17 protein-coding genes are annotated in these 14,941 nt (G+C 68.0%); 9 read left to right on the top strand and 8 right to left on the bottom strand.

What is annotated here, in order from left to right; translation table 11 throughout:
- Window positions 1-305: 305 nt before the first annotated feature.
- Both Psi02_RS31250 and Psi02_RS31245 read left to right on the top strand, forming a co-directional pair.
- The gene (locus Psi02_RS31250) at window positions 306-755 is read left to right on the top strand and encodes a cupin domain-containing protein (RefSeq protein ID WP_203979429.1); all 450 of its coding nucleotides are present in this window, start codon (window positions 306-308) and stop codon (window positions 753-755) included.
- Window positions 756-915: 160 nt separating this feature from the next.
- On the top strand, window positions 916-2,232 hold the full coding sequence (locus tag Psi02_RS31245) for a sensor histidine kinase (RefSeq protein ID WP_203979428.1): 1,317 nt from the start codon (window positions 916-918) through the stop codon (window positions 2,230-2,232).
- Window positions 2,233-2,275: 43 nt separating this feature from the next.
- Here the strand turns inward: Psi02_RS31245 and Psi02_RS31240 are convergent, their stop codons facing one another.
- On the bottom strand, window positions 2,276-3,001 hold the full coding sequence (locus Psi02_RS31240) for a TetR/AcrR family transcriptional regulator (RefSeq protein ID WP_203979427.1): 726 nt from the start codon (window positions 2,999-3,001) through the stop codon (window positions 2,276-2,278).
- A gap of 110 nt (window positions 3,002-3,111) precedes the next feature.
- On the opposite strand from Psi02_RS31240, the gene Psi02_RS31235 reads away from it, so the two are divergent.
- Window positions 3,112-3,351: a hypothetical protein gene (locus Psi02_RS31235; RefSeq protein ID WP_203979426.1), complete on the top strand. Its 240-nt coding sequence runs from the start codon at window positions 3,112-3,114 to the stop codon at window positions 3,349-3,351.
- Window positions 3,352-3,364: 13 nt separating this feature from the next.
- On the opposite strand, the gene Psi02_RS31230 is transcribed toward Psi02_RS31235, so the two are convergent.
- Window positions 3,365-4,393 (bottom strand): aldo/keto reductase, encoded by a 1,029-nt coding sequence (locus tag Psi02_RS31230; RefSeq protein WP_203979425.1) that lies wholly within the window; start codon window positions 4,391-4,393, stop codon window positions 3,365-3,367.
- A 337-nt stretch (window positions 4,394-4,730) separates the two neighbouring features.
- Here Psi02_RS31230 and Psi02_RS31225 point away from each other — a divergent pair, with 337 nt between their 5' ends.
- Window positions 4,731-5,387 (top strand): zinc-binding dehydrogenase, encoded by a 657-nt coding sequence (locus Psi02_RS31225; RefSeq protein WP_239095310.1) that lies wholly within the window; start codon window positions 4,731-4,733, stop codon window positions 5,385-5,387.
- An 8-nt stretch (window positions 5,388-5,395) separates the two neighbouring features.
- Here the strand turns inward: Psi02_RS31225 and Psi02_RS31220 are convergent, their stop codons facing one another.
- From Psi02_RS31220 to Psi02_RS31210, 3 genes are all read right to left on the bottom strand, one after another.
- Window positions 5,396-6,343: a TauD/TfdA dioxygenase family protein gene (locus Psi02_RS31220; protein WP_203979424.1), complete on the bottom strand. Its 948-nt coding sequence runs from the start codon at window positions 6,341-6,343 to the stop codon at window positions 5,396-5,398.
- Between the two features lie 136 nt (window positions 6,344-6,479).
- Window positions 6,480-6,887, bottom strand: coding sequence for a hypothetical protein (locus tag Psi02_RS31215; protein WP_203979423.1), 408 nt, complete (start codon window positions 6,885-6,887; stop codon window positions 6,480-6,482).
- 127 nt (window positions 6,888-7,014) lie between these two features.
- Complete coding sequence (locus Psi02_RS31210; protein ID WP_203979422.1) at window positions 7,015-8,619, bottom strand: pentapeptide repeat-containing protein; 1,605 nt, start codon at window positions 8,617-8,619, stop codon at window positions 7,015-7,017.
- Between the two features lie 188 nt (window positions 8,620-8,807).
- Here Psi02_RS31210 and Psi02_RS31205 point away from each other — a divergent pair, with 188 nt between their 5' ends.
- From Psi02_RS31205 to Psi02_RS31195, 3 genes are all read left to right on the top strand, one after another.
- Window positions 8,808-8,948, top strand: a complete 141-nt coding sequence (locus Psi02_RS31205; protein WP_203979421.1) for a hypothetical protein — start codon at window positions 8,808-8,810, stop codon at window positions 8,946-8,948.
- Window positions 8,949-9,018: 70 nt separating this feature from the next.
- Window positions 9,019-9,600: a CGNR zinc finger domain-containing protein gene (locus Psi02_RS31200; RefSeq protein WP_203979420.1), complete on the top strand. Its 582-nt coding sequence runs from the start codon at window positions 9,019-9,021 to the stop codon at window positions 9,598-9,600.
- Window positions 9,597-10,151: a GNAT family N-acetyltransferase gene (locus tag Psi02_RS31195; RefSeq protein WP_203979419.1), complete on the top strand. Its 555-nt coding sequence runs from the start codon at window positions 9,597-9,599 to the stop codon at window positions 10,149-10,151. Before Psi02_RS31200 ends, Psi02_RS31195 begins: the two co-directional genes overlap by 4 nt.
- A gap of 8 nt (window positions 10,152-10,159) precedes the next feature.
- Here the strand turns inward: Psi02_RS31195 and Psi02_RS31190 are convergent, their stop codons facing one another.
- Complete coding sequence (locus tag Psi02_RS31190) at window positions 10,160-10,582, bottom strand: DUF6223 family protein (protein WP_239095309.1); 423 nt, start codon at window positions 10,580-10,582, stop codon at window positions 10,160-10,162.
- A 212-nt stretch (window positions 10,583-10,794) separates the two neighbouring features.
- Here Psi02_RS31190 and Psi02_RS31185 point away from each other — a divergent pair, with 212 nt between their 5' ends.
- Together Psi02_RS31185 and Psi02_RS31180 are read left to right on the top strand one after the other, a co-directional pair.
- Complete coding sequence (locus Psi02_RS31185; protein WP_203979418.1) at window positions 10,795-11,922, top strand: sensor histidine kinase; 1,128 nt, start codon at window positions 10,795-10,797, stop codon at window positions 11,920-11,922.
- Window positions 11,919-12,581, top strand: a complete 663-nt coding sequence (locus Psi02_RS31180) for a response regulator (protein ID WP_203979417.1) — start codon at window positions 11,919-11,921, stop codon at window positions 12,579-12,581. Before Psi02_RS31185 ends, Psi02_RS31180 begins: the two co-directional genes overlap by 4 nt.
- Window positions 12,582-12,914: 333 nt before the next feature.
- On the opposite strand, the gene Psi02_RS31170 is transcribed toward Psi02_RS31180, so the two are convergent.
- Together Psi02_RS31170 and Psi02_RS31165 are read right to left on the bottom strand one after the other, a co-directional pair.
- Entirely contained in the window at window positions 12,915-13,514 is a 600-nt protein-coding gene (locus Psi02_RS31170) for a DUF305 domain-containing protein (RefSeq protein WP_203979415.1), read from the bottom strand.
- Between the two features lie 455 nt (window positions 13,515-13,969).
- The gene (locus Psi02_RS31165) at window positions 13,970-14,827 is read right to left on the bottom strand and encodes a helix-turn-helix transcriptional regulator (RefSeq protein WP_203979414.1); all 858 of its coding nucleotides are present in this window, start codon (window positions 14,825-14,827) and stop codon (window positions 13,970-13,972) included.
- Window positions 14,828-14,941: the final 114 nt, after the last annotated feature.

Raw genomic sequence — 14,941 nt, 5'->3', positions numbered from 1 at the left:
TGTCCAGTCGCTCCCGCCGAAATGCCTCCGCCGACTTCGCAGGACAGTCCGTTCTGTGGTGACCGGCGGGGGCGTAACGTTAGATCGGGATGTGATCTCGCGATGGCCCGGCGAAGTCGCTATGAACATCAACACTGGTGAACTCGAAATCAGCCCGGTGAATTGCTGGCCCATGCTGCATGGGTGTGACACGCCTCGATTCATGAATCTTGCGATCCTACGGCTGCTTCTCTTCGCGCTCGCATGGCAGTCGTGGCCGATCGTGAAAGTGCGTGATCGCTTCTGGCACCAGAGGAGGGGCGAACATGAGTGACATCCCTCTCAGCAAGCAGATCAGGGTCGCCCACCGCGAAGCCCTCGACACGAACACGACGCAGACGCCTGGGCTGATCCGCGAAGTGGCGTTCGATGCCCGAAATCCAGACGCAGCACATCTTTCGGCGTTCCTGAGTACGGTCAAGCCCGGCGCGGCCACCGGGGCGCACCATCACGGGGACCAGGAAACCGTCCTGTACGTCGTCAGCGGCATGGCCCGGTACCGGTGGGGGGACCGACTGGAGAACGTGGCGGAAGCGGGACGAGGTGACTTCGTCTTCATCCCCTCCCACGTCATTCACCAGGAGATCAATGCCTCCACCGAGTTCAAGACGGTCTGGGCGGTCGTACGGTCCGGTGTGAACCCGATCGTCGTCAACCTCCCCGAACTCGACGAATACATCGAGACGCCGGCGGTCGAGTTCACCGTCCCGCAATAGGCCGCGACCCTTTCGCGGCGCTCTCCGGCCCATGTGTTCCACTAGCCAGAGGGGGCCCGATTGGATGAGCGCGCGACACCAATGGTCCATTACAGCCCGAATCACGCTGTTCGCAGGCGTGGTGGCGGGCTTGCTTTGCTCGCTGCTCGCCGTAGTTCTCATGATCGCCATCAACCGTTTCGCCGTTGCGGACGTCACTGAGGAGATCACCTCGGCCGGTGGCCGCGTGGCCGTGCAAATGGAGCGGGACCGATTGGACTATCCCCTTGCGGAACATCCGGCACGCAACATTCAAGTTGTCGACCCACAGGGGCGGGTGGTCACTTCGACCTCGAAGCTGCAGGGCAAGCCGGCCATGGCGACGTTCACGCCCGACAGCAAGAACAGCGCAACCTCCATCGTGTGCGGCGGGGTCTTCCCTCATGGCGAATGCGACATCGTCGTCGCGCAATGGGCCCACCGCGCAGGCGAGAGATGGCTCGTTTACAGTGCCTCCCCCGCGATCCCTCCGTGGGTCGATCCGCGACTGGCCGCAGCGGTGGGAGGGAGCGCCGTGGCGCTCGCCGCGGCCATCACCTACCTCGGCCGCCGCAACGCCCGGGCATCCCTCAAACCGGTGAACACCATCCGAGCCGAACTCGAGGAGATCAACGCGACTTATCCGCACCGCCGGGTACCGGTACCGGCCGCCCATGACGAGATTCACGAAATGGCCGAAAGTGTCAACCGTACGCTGAGCCGACTGGACACCGCGCTGCAACACCTGCGCCAGTTTCTCTCCAACGCCTCCCATGACCTGCGCAGCCCGGTCACCGCCATGCGCGCCGAGTGTGAGGATGCCCTGCTCGCACCCCAGGAGACCAGCGTGGTCACGGTGGTGCGCGCCGTTCTCTGCAGCGTGAACCGGCTTGAGGCCATCGTGCAGGATCTGCTGACCCTCGAACGGCTGGACGCCGGGGTGCCGGGCGCACGCGACCGGATCGACCTGGCCGAACTCGTCGCCGCCGAGTGCCGGATCCGCCGCGACCAGGCAAAGAGGATCGAGGACTCGATCGCACCCGGTGTGGAGGTGATCGGCGACCGTTTACTGCTGTCTCGCGTGGTCACCAACCTCATCGACAACGCCGAAAGCCATGCCGAATCCATGATCGACGTCACGGTGCGGCACGAGCCGAACGGCCAGTGCGGCGATCAACGCCTGCCGCACGGCACCGCGGTCCTAGAGGTCATCGACGACGGGCCCGGCATCGATCCGGACCAGCGCGAACTGCTGTTCCAGCGCTTCACCCGACTCGACACCGCCCACTCCCGAAGCGTCGCGGGAACGGGACTGGGCCTGGCGATCGCCCGACAGATCGCCGAAACCAGCGGGGGAACCCTGCGGATCGAGGACAGCTCCCACGGCGCACGCTTCGTCCTATGCCTGCCATCAGCGCCATCGGCGAGCGACTACACCAATCCGGCTTCTCCCGGCTAGGTGCGGTCCGAGGCACTCCGGATCCGTACGGCCGGTGAATCGGTCATGGCTGTTCCGCAAGGATGCGGTTCAGGTGGTAGTCCACTGTGCGCCGCACGTCCGCCCGGGTGCGGCGCCGGTGCAGCAGGTCGAGCCCGAACCCGGTCACGCCGCCGACGAGCAGGTCCGCCTCCCGGGCCACGTCGATCGAGGGCCGGGCGCCGGCCGCCGTGATCAGGGCCGCGACCAGGTCCTCCAGCGGGCTGCCCTCGTGCAGGAAGACCGCCGCCAGCGCGGGATCCGTGAGGCTCCGCGCGTAGTAGGCGGTCATCACCCGCAGGCTCGTGCGGCGCTGTTCGTCGAGCGGAAGCAGTTCCTCGAGGGTGGCACGCAGCAGCACCCGCGGGTCGGACGCGTCACGCAGCGCCGCGATCCGTTCCTGGGCCCGGCGTTCGTTCTCCCTGTGCAGCATCTGCAGGGCGGTTACCAGCAGGTGGTGCTTGTCGGTGAAGTGGTACTGCACCACCCGCGGGGACACGCCCGCCTCGGCGGCGATCTCCCGGACGGTGGCCATCTGGAGGCCGCGCTCGGCGGCGATCCGCCAGACCGCCTCGCCGATCTGGCGTCGGCGACCGGCCGGCTCCGGCGCGGCGGGTGCCGGGACCGGCGGGTGCCTGCGGGACCGGTACGCCCGGGCCTGGCAGGCACGGGAGCAGTAGACGGGGCGGCGGCCGCGCCCGGACGGCCGCAGCGGGCCACGGCAGACTCGGCAGCTCATTTCGTCACGCACATGCTCAGCCTAGTTGCATCATTACCGTGACGTATTGGCCCCTAAAGCCTTGATATAAGGGATTTCTGATGGTGTCGTTGATACGTTCGTATCAACGGCGGGAGTGGATTGTGAACGAAGCCTGGTACCGGCTGGCAATGCTTCTCACGCTCGTCGCGGGCGTCTGGGAGGGCCCGATGGCGATCATCTTCCGCGCGTTCACCGACAAGGGCCCGAATGCGTTGGTGGCGGCCAACTACCTGCCCGCCCCGTGGTGCTACGTCGTCGCCGTCGCGGCAGCGGTCGTCGCGTTCGCGGTGATCGCCGTCCTGGACACCCGGCACAAGAGGGCGACGTCCGCCGCCGGATGATCCCGTGACGGCATCACTTGGAAGGCAGGGCACGCGAGCGCTGCTGGATGCCTGGTGCGCCGTACGGATAGACGGACACGATCGGCGAGCTCGCCTCGGTGAGCAGGTCTGTCTCCTTCTCGGACAGGTGCAACTCGGCGGCGCCGAGATTGTCGTCGAGCTGTTCAAGCGTGCGTGCGCCGAGGATCACCGACGTCACCGCAGGCCGGTCCGCCGCCCAGGCCAGCGCCACCTGCGACATGGAAACGCCACGAGCCTCGGCGACCTGCCGCACCGTGTCGACGACCTGCCAGGTGCGCTCCTGCGCGTTGCGCGCGGCATAGGCCTCCATGCCACGCTGGGGGTCCTCGCCGAGCCGAGTCGCACCGGTCGGCACATGATCACGCGCGTACTTCCCGGTCAACCAGCCACCGGCCAGCGGTGACCACGGCAGGATCCCGATGTTCTCGTTGCGGCACACATCCACCAGTTCGAATTCGATGTCACGCACCAGCAGGTTGTACTGGGGCTGCAGCGTCACGATCGGCGCGAGTCCGCGGAACTGCGTCAGCAGCGCCGCCTTCTGCAACTGCCAGCCGAGGAAGTTGCTGACGCCCGCGTAGCGGATCTTGCCGGCGCGCACCGCGTCGTCGAAGAAGCCGAGCGTCTCCTCGATCGGGGTCAGGGGATCCCAGGCGTGCGCCTGGTAGAGGTCGACGGTCTCGACCCCGAGCCGCCGCAGACTCGCTTCCAACGCCCGGGACAGGTTGGTGCGGGTCAGGCCCGCATCATTGGGCCCCTCCCCCATCGGAAAGCGTCCCTTCGTCGCGATGACGAGCTGATCCCGTACCCCCGGCCGTGCCGCCAGCCAGCGACCAATGATCTCCTCGGACAATCCGCGGGAGTACACATTGGCGGTGTCGATGAAGTTCCCCCCACGCTCGACGAACCGGTCGAGCTGAGCATGCGACACCTCCTCGCTGCTCTCCTTACCGAAAGTCATCGTGCCCAGGCACAGCGAGGACACCACCGTGCCGGTGCCACCCAAGGTGCGATACTCCATCGTTCTGCCTCCCACTACGAGATCAATATCGGCGTTCCGCGCGGCCCGGATCGAGCCGCCCAACGGAAGAAACTGATCCATCCCATCGTCGACAACGATGATGCCTGATCAACTTGAGTACGGACTGTGTGGCGGCCGCCGAGTGGGCCGAGGTGGCCGCCACGACCATGGGAAGGCTACCGAAGGGCAAGCTACCGCTGATCTTCGGCATGGCGCTCTACGAGGCGCAGTCCGAGCAGGTGCAGGTCTTGAAGGACACCCTCCCGGCGCCGGCCTGGTTCATCTTCTCGCGCCTCGGTCCGCGCGCATTCGCCAAGTACTCCCGGCGTCCGTCAGCGTGGATGATCTGGCCGAGGTGCCGGTGCCGACCGATCTGGCCGACGCGGCCGCGCTGCCGCTGGCGGGCATCACGGCACTGTGCACGTTGCGAGCCGGTGGTCCGATCCTGGGCAAGAGAGTGCTGGTCACGGGCGCCTCCGGCGGCGTGGGCCGGATGGCCGTGCAGCTCGCCGCGCTGGGCGGCGCGCACGTCATCGCATTCGTCGGATCCCCGGTCCGAGGTGAGGGCCTGGCCGGGCTGGGCGCCCACGAGGTGCTGGTCGGCCTGGACGGCGTCGACAAGCCGGTCGATCTGGTCCTGGACAACGTCGGCGGTTCGCAACTCGTCAGCGCCTGGAACCTTCTCGCTCCTGGCGGCGGCCTGCAGAGCATCGGCTGGGCATCCGGCGAACCCGCCGAATTCCCGCCCTACTCGACCTTCGCTCTTGGTCCCGCCAGGACACTCAGCTCTTTCGGCGACGCAGCGAATGTCGGGCCCGACCTCGCCACCCTCGTCGACCTGCTCACCGCCGGCAGGCTGACCGTCGGCATCGGGTGGCGCGGGCCCATGGGACCGCGCCGCCGAAGCCGTCTCCAGCCGCCGGGTGGCGGGCAAGGCCGTCCTCGATGTGGAACCGTACGCCTCCTGAGCGTCTCCCGGCCCGTCGGCCGATGAGCCGCCGCTCAGGCGGCGATGGGCGAGTAGGCGCCGGCGTCGCCCTTGCGGACCACGCTGGTGTCACCGTTGATGCCGATCGGGATGTCGCCGGCCAGCGTGATGCGGTGCAGAAGCCGGGGCAGGTCGTCGTAGTCCGCGACGGCGTAGTGCTGGGTGGCCCTGTTGTCCCAGATGGCGATGTCGCCGTCGCGCCAGTTCCACCGCACCGTGTTCTCCAGGCGGGTGATGTGCCGCTGCAGCAGGGAGAACAGATCGTGGAAATCGGCGCTGCTCAGGCCCGTGAACGACCTGACGAAGTGGCCGAGCAGCAGGGACGGCTCGCCGGTCTCCGGGTGGACGCGGACGACGGGGTGCTCGGTCTCGAATTCACTGCTCCGGAACTGCTCGCGATACTCCTGTTCCTTGACATCGATCCCGCCGATCTGCGGGCGCTGCGCCGCGGAGTCGTAGAGGTTCGAGTGCACTGCCCGCAGGCGGCCCACCAGCGCCTGCAGGCCGGGGTGCAGCCGCCGGTACGCCTCCACCGTGTTGGCCCACACCGTGGTCCCGCCGTAGGGCGTCAGCGTGATGGCACGCAGCACGCTGATCGCCGGGATCCGGTCGACGAAGGTCACGTCCGTGTGCCAGCTGTTGGCCTTGCCCTGCTCGGAGTCGATCGGGAGTACGGCCTCGCCGTCGCCGGTCACCGTCGGGTGCGGCTTGGTGACGGTGCCGAGGAGCCTGGTGAATGCGTGCTGGTCGGCGTCGGTGGCGTGCTGCTGGTCGCGCAGGAAGACCACGCGGTGACGCAGTAGCGCGGCGCGCAGCTCGGCGACCGCTGCCGCGTCGGCGTCGCCGCCCACCCGGATGCCGCCGACGACCGCGCCGATCACGCCGCCGACCTGCGTCACGTCGATGTGCTGGTAGGAGTCGTCGGCGACGACAGGCGTCGCGCGCTCATGGAGCTGGGTCATTCCCTGACACCTTTCGATGGGCGATGTGCGGGAGGGCCGTATCACAGCGTGTGTCGACGGAAGAACAATGTCAACCATCCCTATAGGTTGACTAGGAAATTCGCGACGCCGGGACGGTCCGCGATGGCCGCTTCGGCTACCGCGCCGATCGGCCTCGGAGAAAGCGGGCGATCATGGTCCACACCGTGAACGTCGCGCAGCCGAGCGCGACGTAAACCAGGCACACGAACGGTATGAGAAACCCGCCCAGCAAACCAGAAAGCCCGGATTGAGACAGCGGGTAGACGTGCCGGTCGTCCCACCGCCCTGAGGGGGTGCAGATCACCCCCGTGGCCTGAGCCTGTTTCGGAGGGTAGTCCAGCGTCCTCACCACCATGTGGTGCTGGGCGCAGATTTGTTCGGCGGCCTGTTGGTCGCCGGCTTGGACTCCGGACATCAGCGCCCCCACCACGATCAGCGGGAGCACTATCACGAGCACGTTGCGTACGAAGAGGAAACGGCCTTTGCGCCGCGGCTGGTGCAGGGGGGCGGATGCATCCTTCATCAGAGCCGGCGTGACCTCACGAGGAAACCTTCTCGATCACGGGACCGCTCTCCACGTCGCATAGCGGCCGAGAGTAACACTCGCGAGACTTCCTGCCGGGCCACTGGCGGGGACCGGGACGGCAACCTCATCCATGCTGTGCACTTGGGCCCGGGGAGATGACCGGCTTCGCGCGCACAACAGCGATGCGAGGGTTCTGGCCGACCCAATGCCTCGTCGGACGCGTCCCCGCTGCCCAGCACAACGCACCTGCCACCAGTGCCGCCACCAGTGTGAGCCAGCCGAGCGCCCGTCCGAGGCGCAGGCCGTATCCGCAGGCCAGCCAGTACAGAGAAAGCAGCACCCTGGCCCGGACACGCGGGCTGCCAAGCCGCCGCATCTCCATCGCGCCGAACGCGAAGTCGGCCGAGGTCTTCGCGTCGCCCACGCCGGGCCGCAGCCGCTCGTACAGGGTTCCGAGCCAGCCGGCGTCGAGCGGCCGCGCGCTCCGCCGGTCGCCGTGGGGCTCCCCCGCCTCGCTCGTCGCGGCGACGCGCGCCGCACCGGCTGTGGTCGGGCGTGGACGCTTCGCTCTCATGCCCTCCCCGTCGGCGTCGCCCGCTTCCAGGTCGCTTGGCGGCCAGGCCCGCCAAGAGTGTTCGTCGGCGAGGATGACGCGGCGCGTCCACCACCGGACGGGCGGCCAGCCGAGCCGCCAGCTCACACCGGCCGGGGTCGTGGCGAACAGGCAGTCCCGCAGACGCAGTCCCTCGGGTCGGCGGAGCCCGCCGAGGCCGCAGGTACGAAGATCAGCGCCGTTGAGCGTGAGCGCATCGGCATCGAGGCCGTCGAGCGACGTCACGCGCACCCGTCCCGCCCTCCGGGTGACGGCCGCCGGTCCGATGAGCGTCGCGTCCCGCAGGTCGATTTCCGCGGCGGAAAGGCGCGCGGTGAACGGCCCGGTGACGACCGCGGCGCGTAGGGTCACCCGGCAGCGGCCGGTGTCGACCTGAAGGGGCCCGCAGGCCCGGACGCCCGAGAGCGACAGGCACCCCCCGACCAGCATCGGACCGAGATAGGCGGGACCGTGGAAGCGCAGGCCGTCGAACCCGGCGTTCCGCCCGACAGCGGAGGCGCGAAAGGAGACGGCCCGGCGGAACCGGGAACCACGGAAGCCGACGCCCCCGGCGAACGCCGTACCGTCGAACGCGGCGAACCCGTGGAAGTCCGCCCCGCGGAACGAGGTGTCCCCGTCGAACCGTGCCTCGCCGAACAGTGCGTCGCCACCGACGCGAATGCGGTCGAAGCGTCCATGTCCGCGAACGTGGGTGCCGTGCAGGGAAAGCTCGCGATGAAACCGGGCTTCGCCGAAAGACACGTTCCCGGTGAAGCTCGTGCCGAAGAACGAGGCGAGATGATCGAACCGGGCGTGGTCGAAGGTCGCGTCGCTCGCGAAGACGACTTCCCGGAAGCGTGCCGGGCCGGTGAAGACCGCACGGTCGAACCGTGCTCTGCCCAGGCGCCGCTCAACGCGCTCCAGGATGTGCGTGAGCAGGTCCTCCTCCAGGGTCGTGCCGCGCAGGTCGATGCCCTGGCCGGGGACCAACCTCCGCAGGACGCTCTCCACCTCGGCCGGCCCCAGGTGCGCGAGACACCGGTCGTACGGCTCGCAGACGACACCCAGGCATTCGGGCGAGACGCCGCACGTTCTCCAGGCGACGTCGAACAGAGCGAGCTTCAGCCGGGATGTCATGGCAACGTGGTACCCAATGTCGCGTATCAAGGCCTAAATGATGATCGAAAGATAACATAGGGTGTTTAGGCCGTCACTATCTGATTAGTCATGTAGCTGTTCGCCCAGACGGCTCCGGACGCAGAACGTCCGCAATCCTGTCCGCGGTGGCGCCAGGACCAACAGCGGCACTCCCCGGGGAGCGCCGCTTGCCCGGGCAACCTCACATTCGGTGGCTTCTCGCCACGACCGACACGAACAAGACCCGTAAGAGGCCGGCCGACATCGACGCCCTCGTCCAGCAGGTGACGCAGCGCCATCTCAACGACCCTGCGCTCGCCGAGCACTGACGGCCGCGGGACACCACGGCTGACGACCTAGCTCTTGCTGACGGTAGGGATCCATTGCTACCGTCAGATTATGGATGGCCCGGACTTCCCGATCCTTGGCACGGAACCCATTGCGGTGGAGTTCGCCAACACCCGCTACGGCATCGGTGACGAGCGCATCGACTTCCTGGGGACGGCCCGGTGGATCGAGGAGTGGTTCACACTCGTCTCCGCCCGACACGGACTCCCGCCTTCGGACGAGGGGCTGGGTGGAGACGAGGCACGGGTCCGCGCCCTGCGCGACGCGGTGCACAACGTGCTGTCGGCGGCCATAGACGGACAGGTTCCCGAGACGGGGGCCGTCGACAGGGTCAACACGGCCGCGGCCGCCGCGCCTACCCACCCGCGCCTGGACTGGACCGCCGGTTCGCCCACCGCGCACCGGCTTGACACCACCGGCGGCAGCACCGCCGTACTCGGCCGCATCGCGACCTGCTGCATAGACCTGGTGACCCGGCCGCACTCCAGCATTCTGCGGCGGTGCGGCAGCCCCGATTGCTCGCTGATGTTCGTACAGAACCATTCGCGCCGACGCTACTGCCACCCGTCGTGCGCGCACCGAGACCGCCAGGCCAGGTACTACCGCCGCCATCTCAAAGGAGCGACCTCATGACCATCACCTGGCGCCGGCTCGGCGAGCCCGACTTCCCCATGTTGCGTCGCTGGTTGGAGCAGCCGCACGTCGCTCGATGGTGGAACCATGAGACCTCGGCCGAGGCGGTGCTGCGTGACTTCGGCCCCTCGGCCCGAGGCGAGGAGCCGTCGGAGGACTTTCTCGCCCTGCTCGACGGCCTGCCCCTCGGGCTGGTGCAGCGCTGCCGGCTCGCCGATTATCCCGAGTATCTCGACGACCTGTCCCCCGTCGTCGATGTGCCCGCCGAAGCGATGAGCATCGACTACCTCATCGCCGACCAGTCGTGGACCGGGCGCGGCCTCGGCCCTCGCATGATCGCCTCGATGGTGGAGCGCACCTGGTCCGACTACCCCGACGCCACCTGCGTTCTGGTGCCGGTGGTGGCGGCCAACCGGGCGTCGTGGCGGGCCCTGGAGAAGGCGGGCCTGCGACGGGTCGGCGAAGGGAACATCGAGCCCGACAACCCCATTGATGACCCGCTGCATTACGTGTACCGAGTGGACCGGCCACAGCCGGAGCCGGCCCTTTGATGGTGCGGTCAGCCGGTGCGGCGGGAGCGGGCCAGAGCGAGCCCGCCGAGGATCATGGCGATCAGCCCTACCACCAGGGCTATGTAGCCCCCGACTATTCCGTAGCCGGTGCCGGGACCACCGTCGGCGGCGGCCACGACCAGTCCGCCGATGACCGCGCCGGCCAGCCCCGCCGCCGAAGCCACGATGGATCCCCTTCTCCCGATGCCGGTGCCGACACGGCCGGCGGAGCGGGCCAGAGCCAGCCCGCCGATGACCACGCCGGCCAGTCCCAGCAGCGCGGCCACCACGGACCAGAGACGCCCGGTGGTCAAGGCGTAAGAACTGACGGGGTCCGGCTGGACCAAGGCATGCGCGGCCGCCGGCGAGGCGAACCCGAGACCGCCGATCAGGGCGGCCACGGCCACGGCAAGTACGAATCGGACTGACATGAGGTGCTCCTCCTACGACTGGATGTCGCCTGATCGTGTCCGCTGGACCTACCGCCGGTCGTCCAGTGGACGTAGGCAATTCGCGCTGCCGCCGACGCCATAGCCGGTTGCCGCGGACGCCGCAGGATCCGCGAAGGTACCGCGTGTGCGGTAGGCGGCTGTTCATCCGTCCGCAGGAGTCGCCCGCGCGGACATCGGGTTAGGGTGCGCGCATGAGCACAGTCCGGTTCGGTGTCCGGGCAGGTGTCACAGACTGGGCGATCGCCGTCGGCGTCGCGGCGACGCTGCTGGTCACCGGGCTGTCCGGGCAGCACTCCGCCACGTACGTCGACCTGCTCGGCTACGCGTTACTGGTGGCCGGCGGCCTGGGGCTGGCCGCGCGCCGTCGGGCTCCGGTTGTCGTCCTGGCCGTCACCGGGCTGTGCGCGGTGGGTTACCAGGCAGCCGGTTTCGACGTGCCTGCCGTCGCGTACCTGTTCGCGGTGTACGCAGCCGTACGAGCGGGACACCGCACCATCACGGTGGTGGCGAGCGTGACCATGCTGGCAGCTCTTCCCCTCGCGGCCCTGGCCTCGGGCCTGCACGACACGGGCGAGGCCTTCGCGCAGGCCCGAGGCGCCCTCGAGCTGGCCTGGCTGATCGCCGCCGGCGCCGCGGGTGAAGCGCTGCGGCAGGCCGAGCGGCGGGCGGACGAAGCCGAGCGCACCCGGGAGGAGACCGCGCGGCACCGCGCCGCCGAGGAGCGGCTGCACATCGCGCGGGAGCTGCACGATTCGCTCACCCATCAGATCTCGGTCATCAAGGTGCAGGCCGAAGTCGCCGTCCACGTGGCCCGCAAGCGTGGCGAACAGGTGCCGGAGGCACTGCTGGCGATCCAGGAGGCCGGACGTGAGGCGACCCGGGAGCTGCGCGCGACCCTGGAGGCGCTGCGCGACGACGACACAACCCCGCCGCGTGGGCTCGACCACGTCCCGGAACTGGTGGAACGGGCCCGCACCATCGGCCTGGACGCGACGCTGACGATCGAAGGACGACGACACGACGTGCCGGCCGCGGTGGACCGGACCGTCTACCGGATCGTCCAGGAGTCACTCACCAACATCGCCCGTCACGCGGACGCCGCCACGGCGTCGGTCCGGATCGACTGTCGTCCGGACGCCCTCGCGATACACATCGAAGACGACGGCAAGGCAGCGCCGAACACCGCCCCGACGCCCGGCGTCGGGCTGCTCGGCATGCGCGAACGAGTCACCGCCCTCGGCGGTTGGCTGCGCGCCGAACCGCGCGGCGAGGGTGGCTTCACCGTCCAGGCAGAACTCCCCGTGGACCGGACGGCATGATCCGCGTCCTGCTGGTCGACGACCAGCCGCTCCTTCGCAGCGGATTCCGCGCGCTCCTCGACCTCGAAGATGACATCGAGGTGGTGGCCGAGGCCGCCGACGGGAAGGAGGGTCTGGCTCTGGTCAGGCAACACCTGCCTGACATCGCTCTCATCGACATCCAGATGCCGGTCGTCGACGGCATCGAGGCGACCCGGCGCATCGCCGCGGACCCGGCCCTGTCCGGGGTGCATGTCGTCATCTTGACCAACTATGGCTTGGACGAGTACGTCTTCAACGCACTGCGCGCCGGCGCTGCCGGATTCCTCGTCAAGGACATCGTGCCGGAGGACTTCCTGCACGGCGTACGCGTCGCCGCGCGTGGTGACGCCCTGCTCGCACCCTCGATCACCCGCAAGCTGATCAACAGGTACATCACCCAGCCGGTCACCATCGGCGCCGGCACGGGGCTGGAAGAGTTGACCAACCGCGAACGGGAGGCCGTCGCCCTGGTCGCGCAGGGCCTGTCCAACGACCAGATCGCCGACCGCATGACGATCAGCTCGCTGACCGCGAAAACCCACATCAACCGCGCCATGGCCAAGCTCCACGCCCGCGACCGCGCTCAGCTCGTCGTGCTCGCCTACGAATCCGGCCTGGTAGCCCCGCGCAGCCCCTGACATCTCCCCCATCACCCCGATCCGAAGTCCGTACAGGCCTTAGCCCTGATGCCGGGCGGCGGCGCGTTCAGCCATCTTCGCCAGGGTGAAGGTCTCGTCGGCGCGACCCCAGCCTCCGTCGGTGACCTCTTCGATCAGGACCATGGTGTGGGAGGCGGAAACGCCGGAACGACCGACGACGGCGAATGCCCACGAAGACGAGCAGGTTGTCGACGCTCAGGCCGTACTCGGTCAGGTACCCGGCGAAGAACTGGTTCCGCGTATCGCCCTCGGGGTTTGCGTCGCCGGACTCCTCGGGAGACGATTCCGATCGGTCCGAGGATTCCACCGCTGTCAGAGTCGTTTGAGGATGCTCTGCATCTGGTTGATCTGGGGCCGCTGGTTGGCCACGATGGCATCCGCGAGTTTCTTGGCCTGCTCATCGGCCCCCTGCGCCAGCTCGGTGCGAGCCATCTCGATCGCTCCTTTGTGGTGAGCGATCATGTGCTGCAGGAAGAGCCTGTCGAACTGGGGCCCTTCGGCTGCCGCGAGCTCGTCCATCTCAGTCTGAGGGACCAGGCCGGGCATCTGTTCCGCCATCCGGCTCGGAGTGGCGGCCCTACCCCAGCCCGCCAGCATCCCGCGCATGGTCTTCATCTGTGACTGCTGCTCATCCTTGATGGCGGCGGCCAGTTCCTTTACCTCCGTGGCTGAGGCCCGAGTCGTCGCCAGGTCCGCCATGTCGACGGCCTGTTGATGATGAACGATCATCATCTGCGTGAACATCACGTCCGCGTCATCGAACGACGCGGACGGCGACGGACCCGCGACGCCCGCCACATTGGCGGCGGGCTGTGCTCCTGACGCGAGCTCGCCGGCCCCGCAACCGGTGAGCAGGACGATTGCCCCGCCCGTAACCCCCAGAGGCAGAATGCAAGATCGTTTAATGGACATGGTCACCGAGTTTCTTTCCGCCCCGCCGCTTGGACGGACAGGGCTTCATCCGCCCCAGGTGGCCGATCCGGGCTTGTAACGCCCGGGCGCCGTCCTTGCCTTCGCCCTACCCCGGAGCACGACTGGTTTCGCGGAAGCCGAAACGGTCGGTTCCCCGTAGTGAGCAATGCTCGTCGTGCCCGGGGGCGATCGCGCTCAATCCCCGTGCTGCTCCAGGACCGGCCAAAGCACCGCCCCGCGAGATCCACTCCCCATGGCCGGCGTCGTCCACGCCTCCAGGCTCCTCGCCAGAGCACGCGCTCTCCAGGCTGGCGACCACGGGCCCGGGTGAGTGAGTCACGCTCGCTGGGGCATCCGGATAGTCGTCAGCACGACCTATGATCTTCGAGCACCGCGCCCTGGCGCATTCCTTTACAACGTAGATTTGAGCGGTTTCTCGGTGGGCATCGCCATGCCTAGTTGGGGGAAGGACGGCCTCGTGTTCTGGCCCAGATGCCCAGCCGTTCCAGGACGGAGGCGGACCGAGATCCCTGTGCGGCGGTGCAGACGAACAGGAACTGCTCGGGGTCTCCGGGGAGTCGCAGAAGTTGGTAGTTGATCGGGAAGTCCCCGACGATCGGATGGTGAAAGGCAATCGTTCCCGAGGCGCGCTCATATACATGGTGAGCAGCCCATAATCTCCTGAAGTCCTCGTTTCCCAGTAACTCCCCGATCAGCTTGTTGAGCCTCGACTCGCCGGGATGACGCCCGACGGCGAAATGGAGCATGGCGGTAACGTCGGTCGCCACGTGCTCCCAGTCGAGATACAGCCTGCGTGCGTTCGGGTCCAGGAAGCAGAATCTCGCGACGCTGTCGTCCTCTGCCAGTCTGTCGGCCTGCCACATATGCAGGGCCCTGAACAGCCGGTTGGCGGCCAGGATGTCCAGGCAATGGCTGAACACGCACGCCGGGATGTCGGCGTGCAGTGCGTTGAGCAGCTCGTAGGTCAGGGGTGATACCCGTTGCCAGGCGCCCGCGTGGCGATGGACGGGAACGATGATGGGACCGGCCAGCGCAAACAGGTGATCACGCTCGGTCTGGTTCAGCCGGAGCGCTCGGGCGATCGAGTCGAGGACTACCGGAGAGGCGTTCTTGCTGCGGCCCTGTTCCAGCCGGGTGTAGTAGTCGACGCTGACGCCGGCGAGTCGTGCGAGTTCCTCGCGACGCAGTCCTGGAACGCGTCTACGCCCCATGCCCTCCATCCCGACGTCTTCAGGATTGAGGTGGGCCCGGCGAGAGCGGAGGAAGTCCCCTAACCCCTCGAGCTGGTCCATATGTCCAGTATGTGCCCCCAGTCACACGGTGGTCGGCGGGGCCCACGGGCCAGGCCCACCCCGCTTAATCGGCCTGATGGGTACTGATAGCGGAGCCCCGCTGAACGGGTCGCG

Origin of the sequence: Planotetraspora silvatica (assembly GCF_016863315.1) — a bacterium.
In the GTDB taxonomy this organism is placed as follows: Bacteria; Actinomycetota; Actinomycetes; order Streptosporangiales; family Streptosporangiaceae; genus Planotetraspora; species Planotetraspora silvatica.
This window is presented reverse-complemented; position numbering and strand designations above follow the sequence as displayed.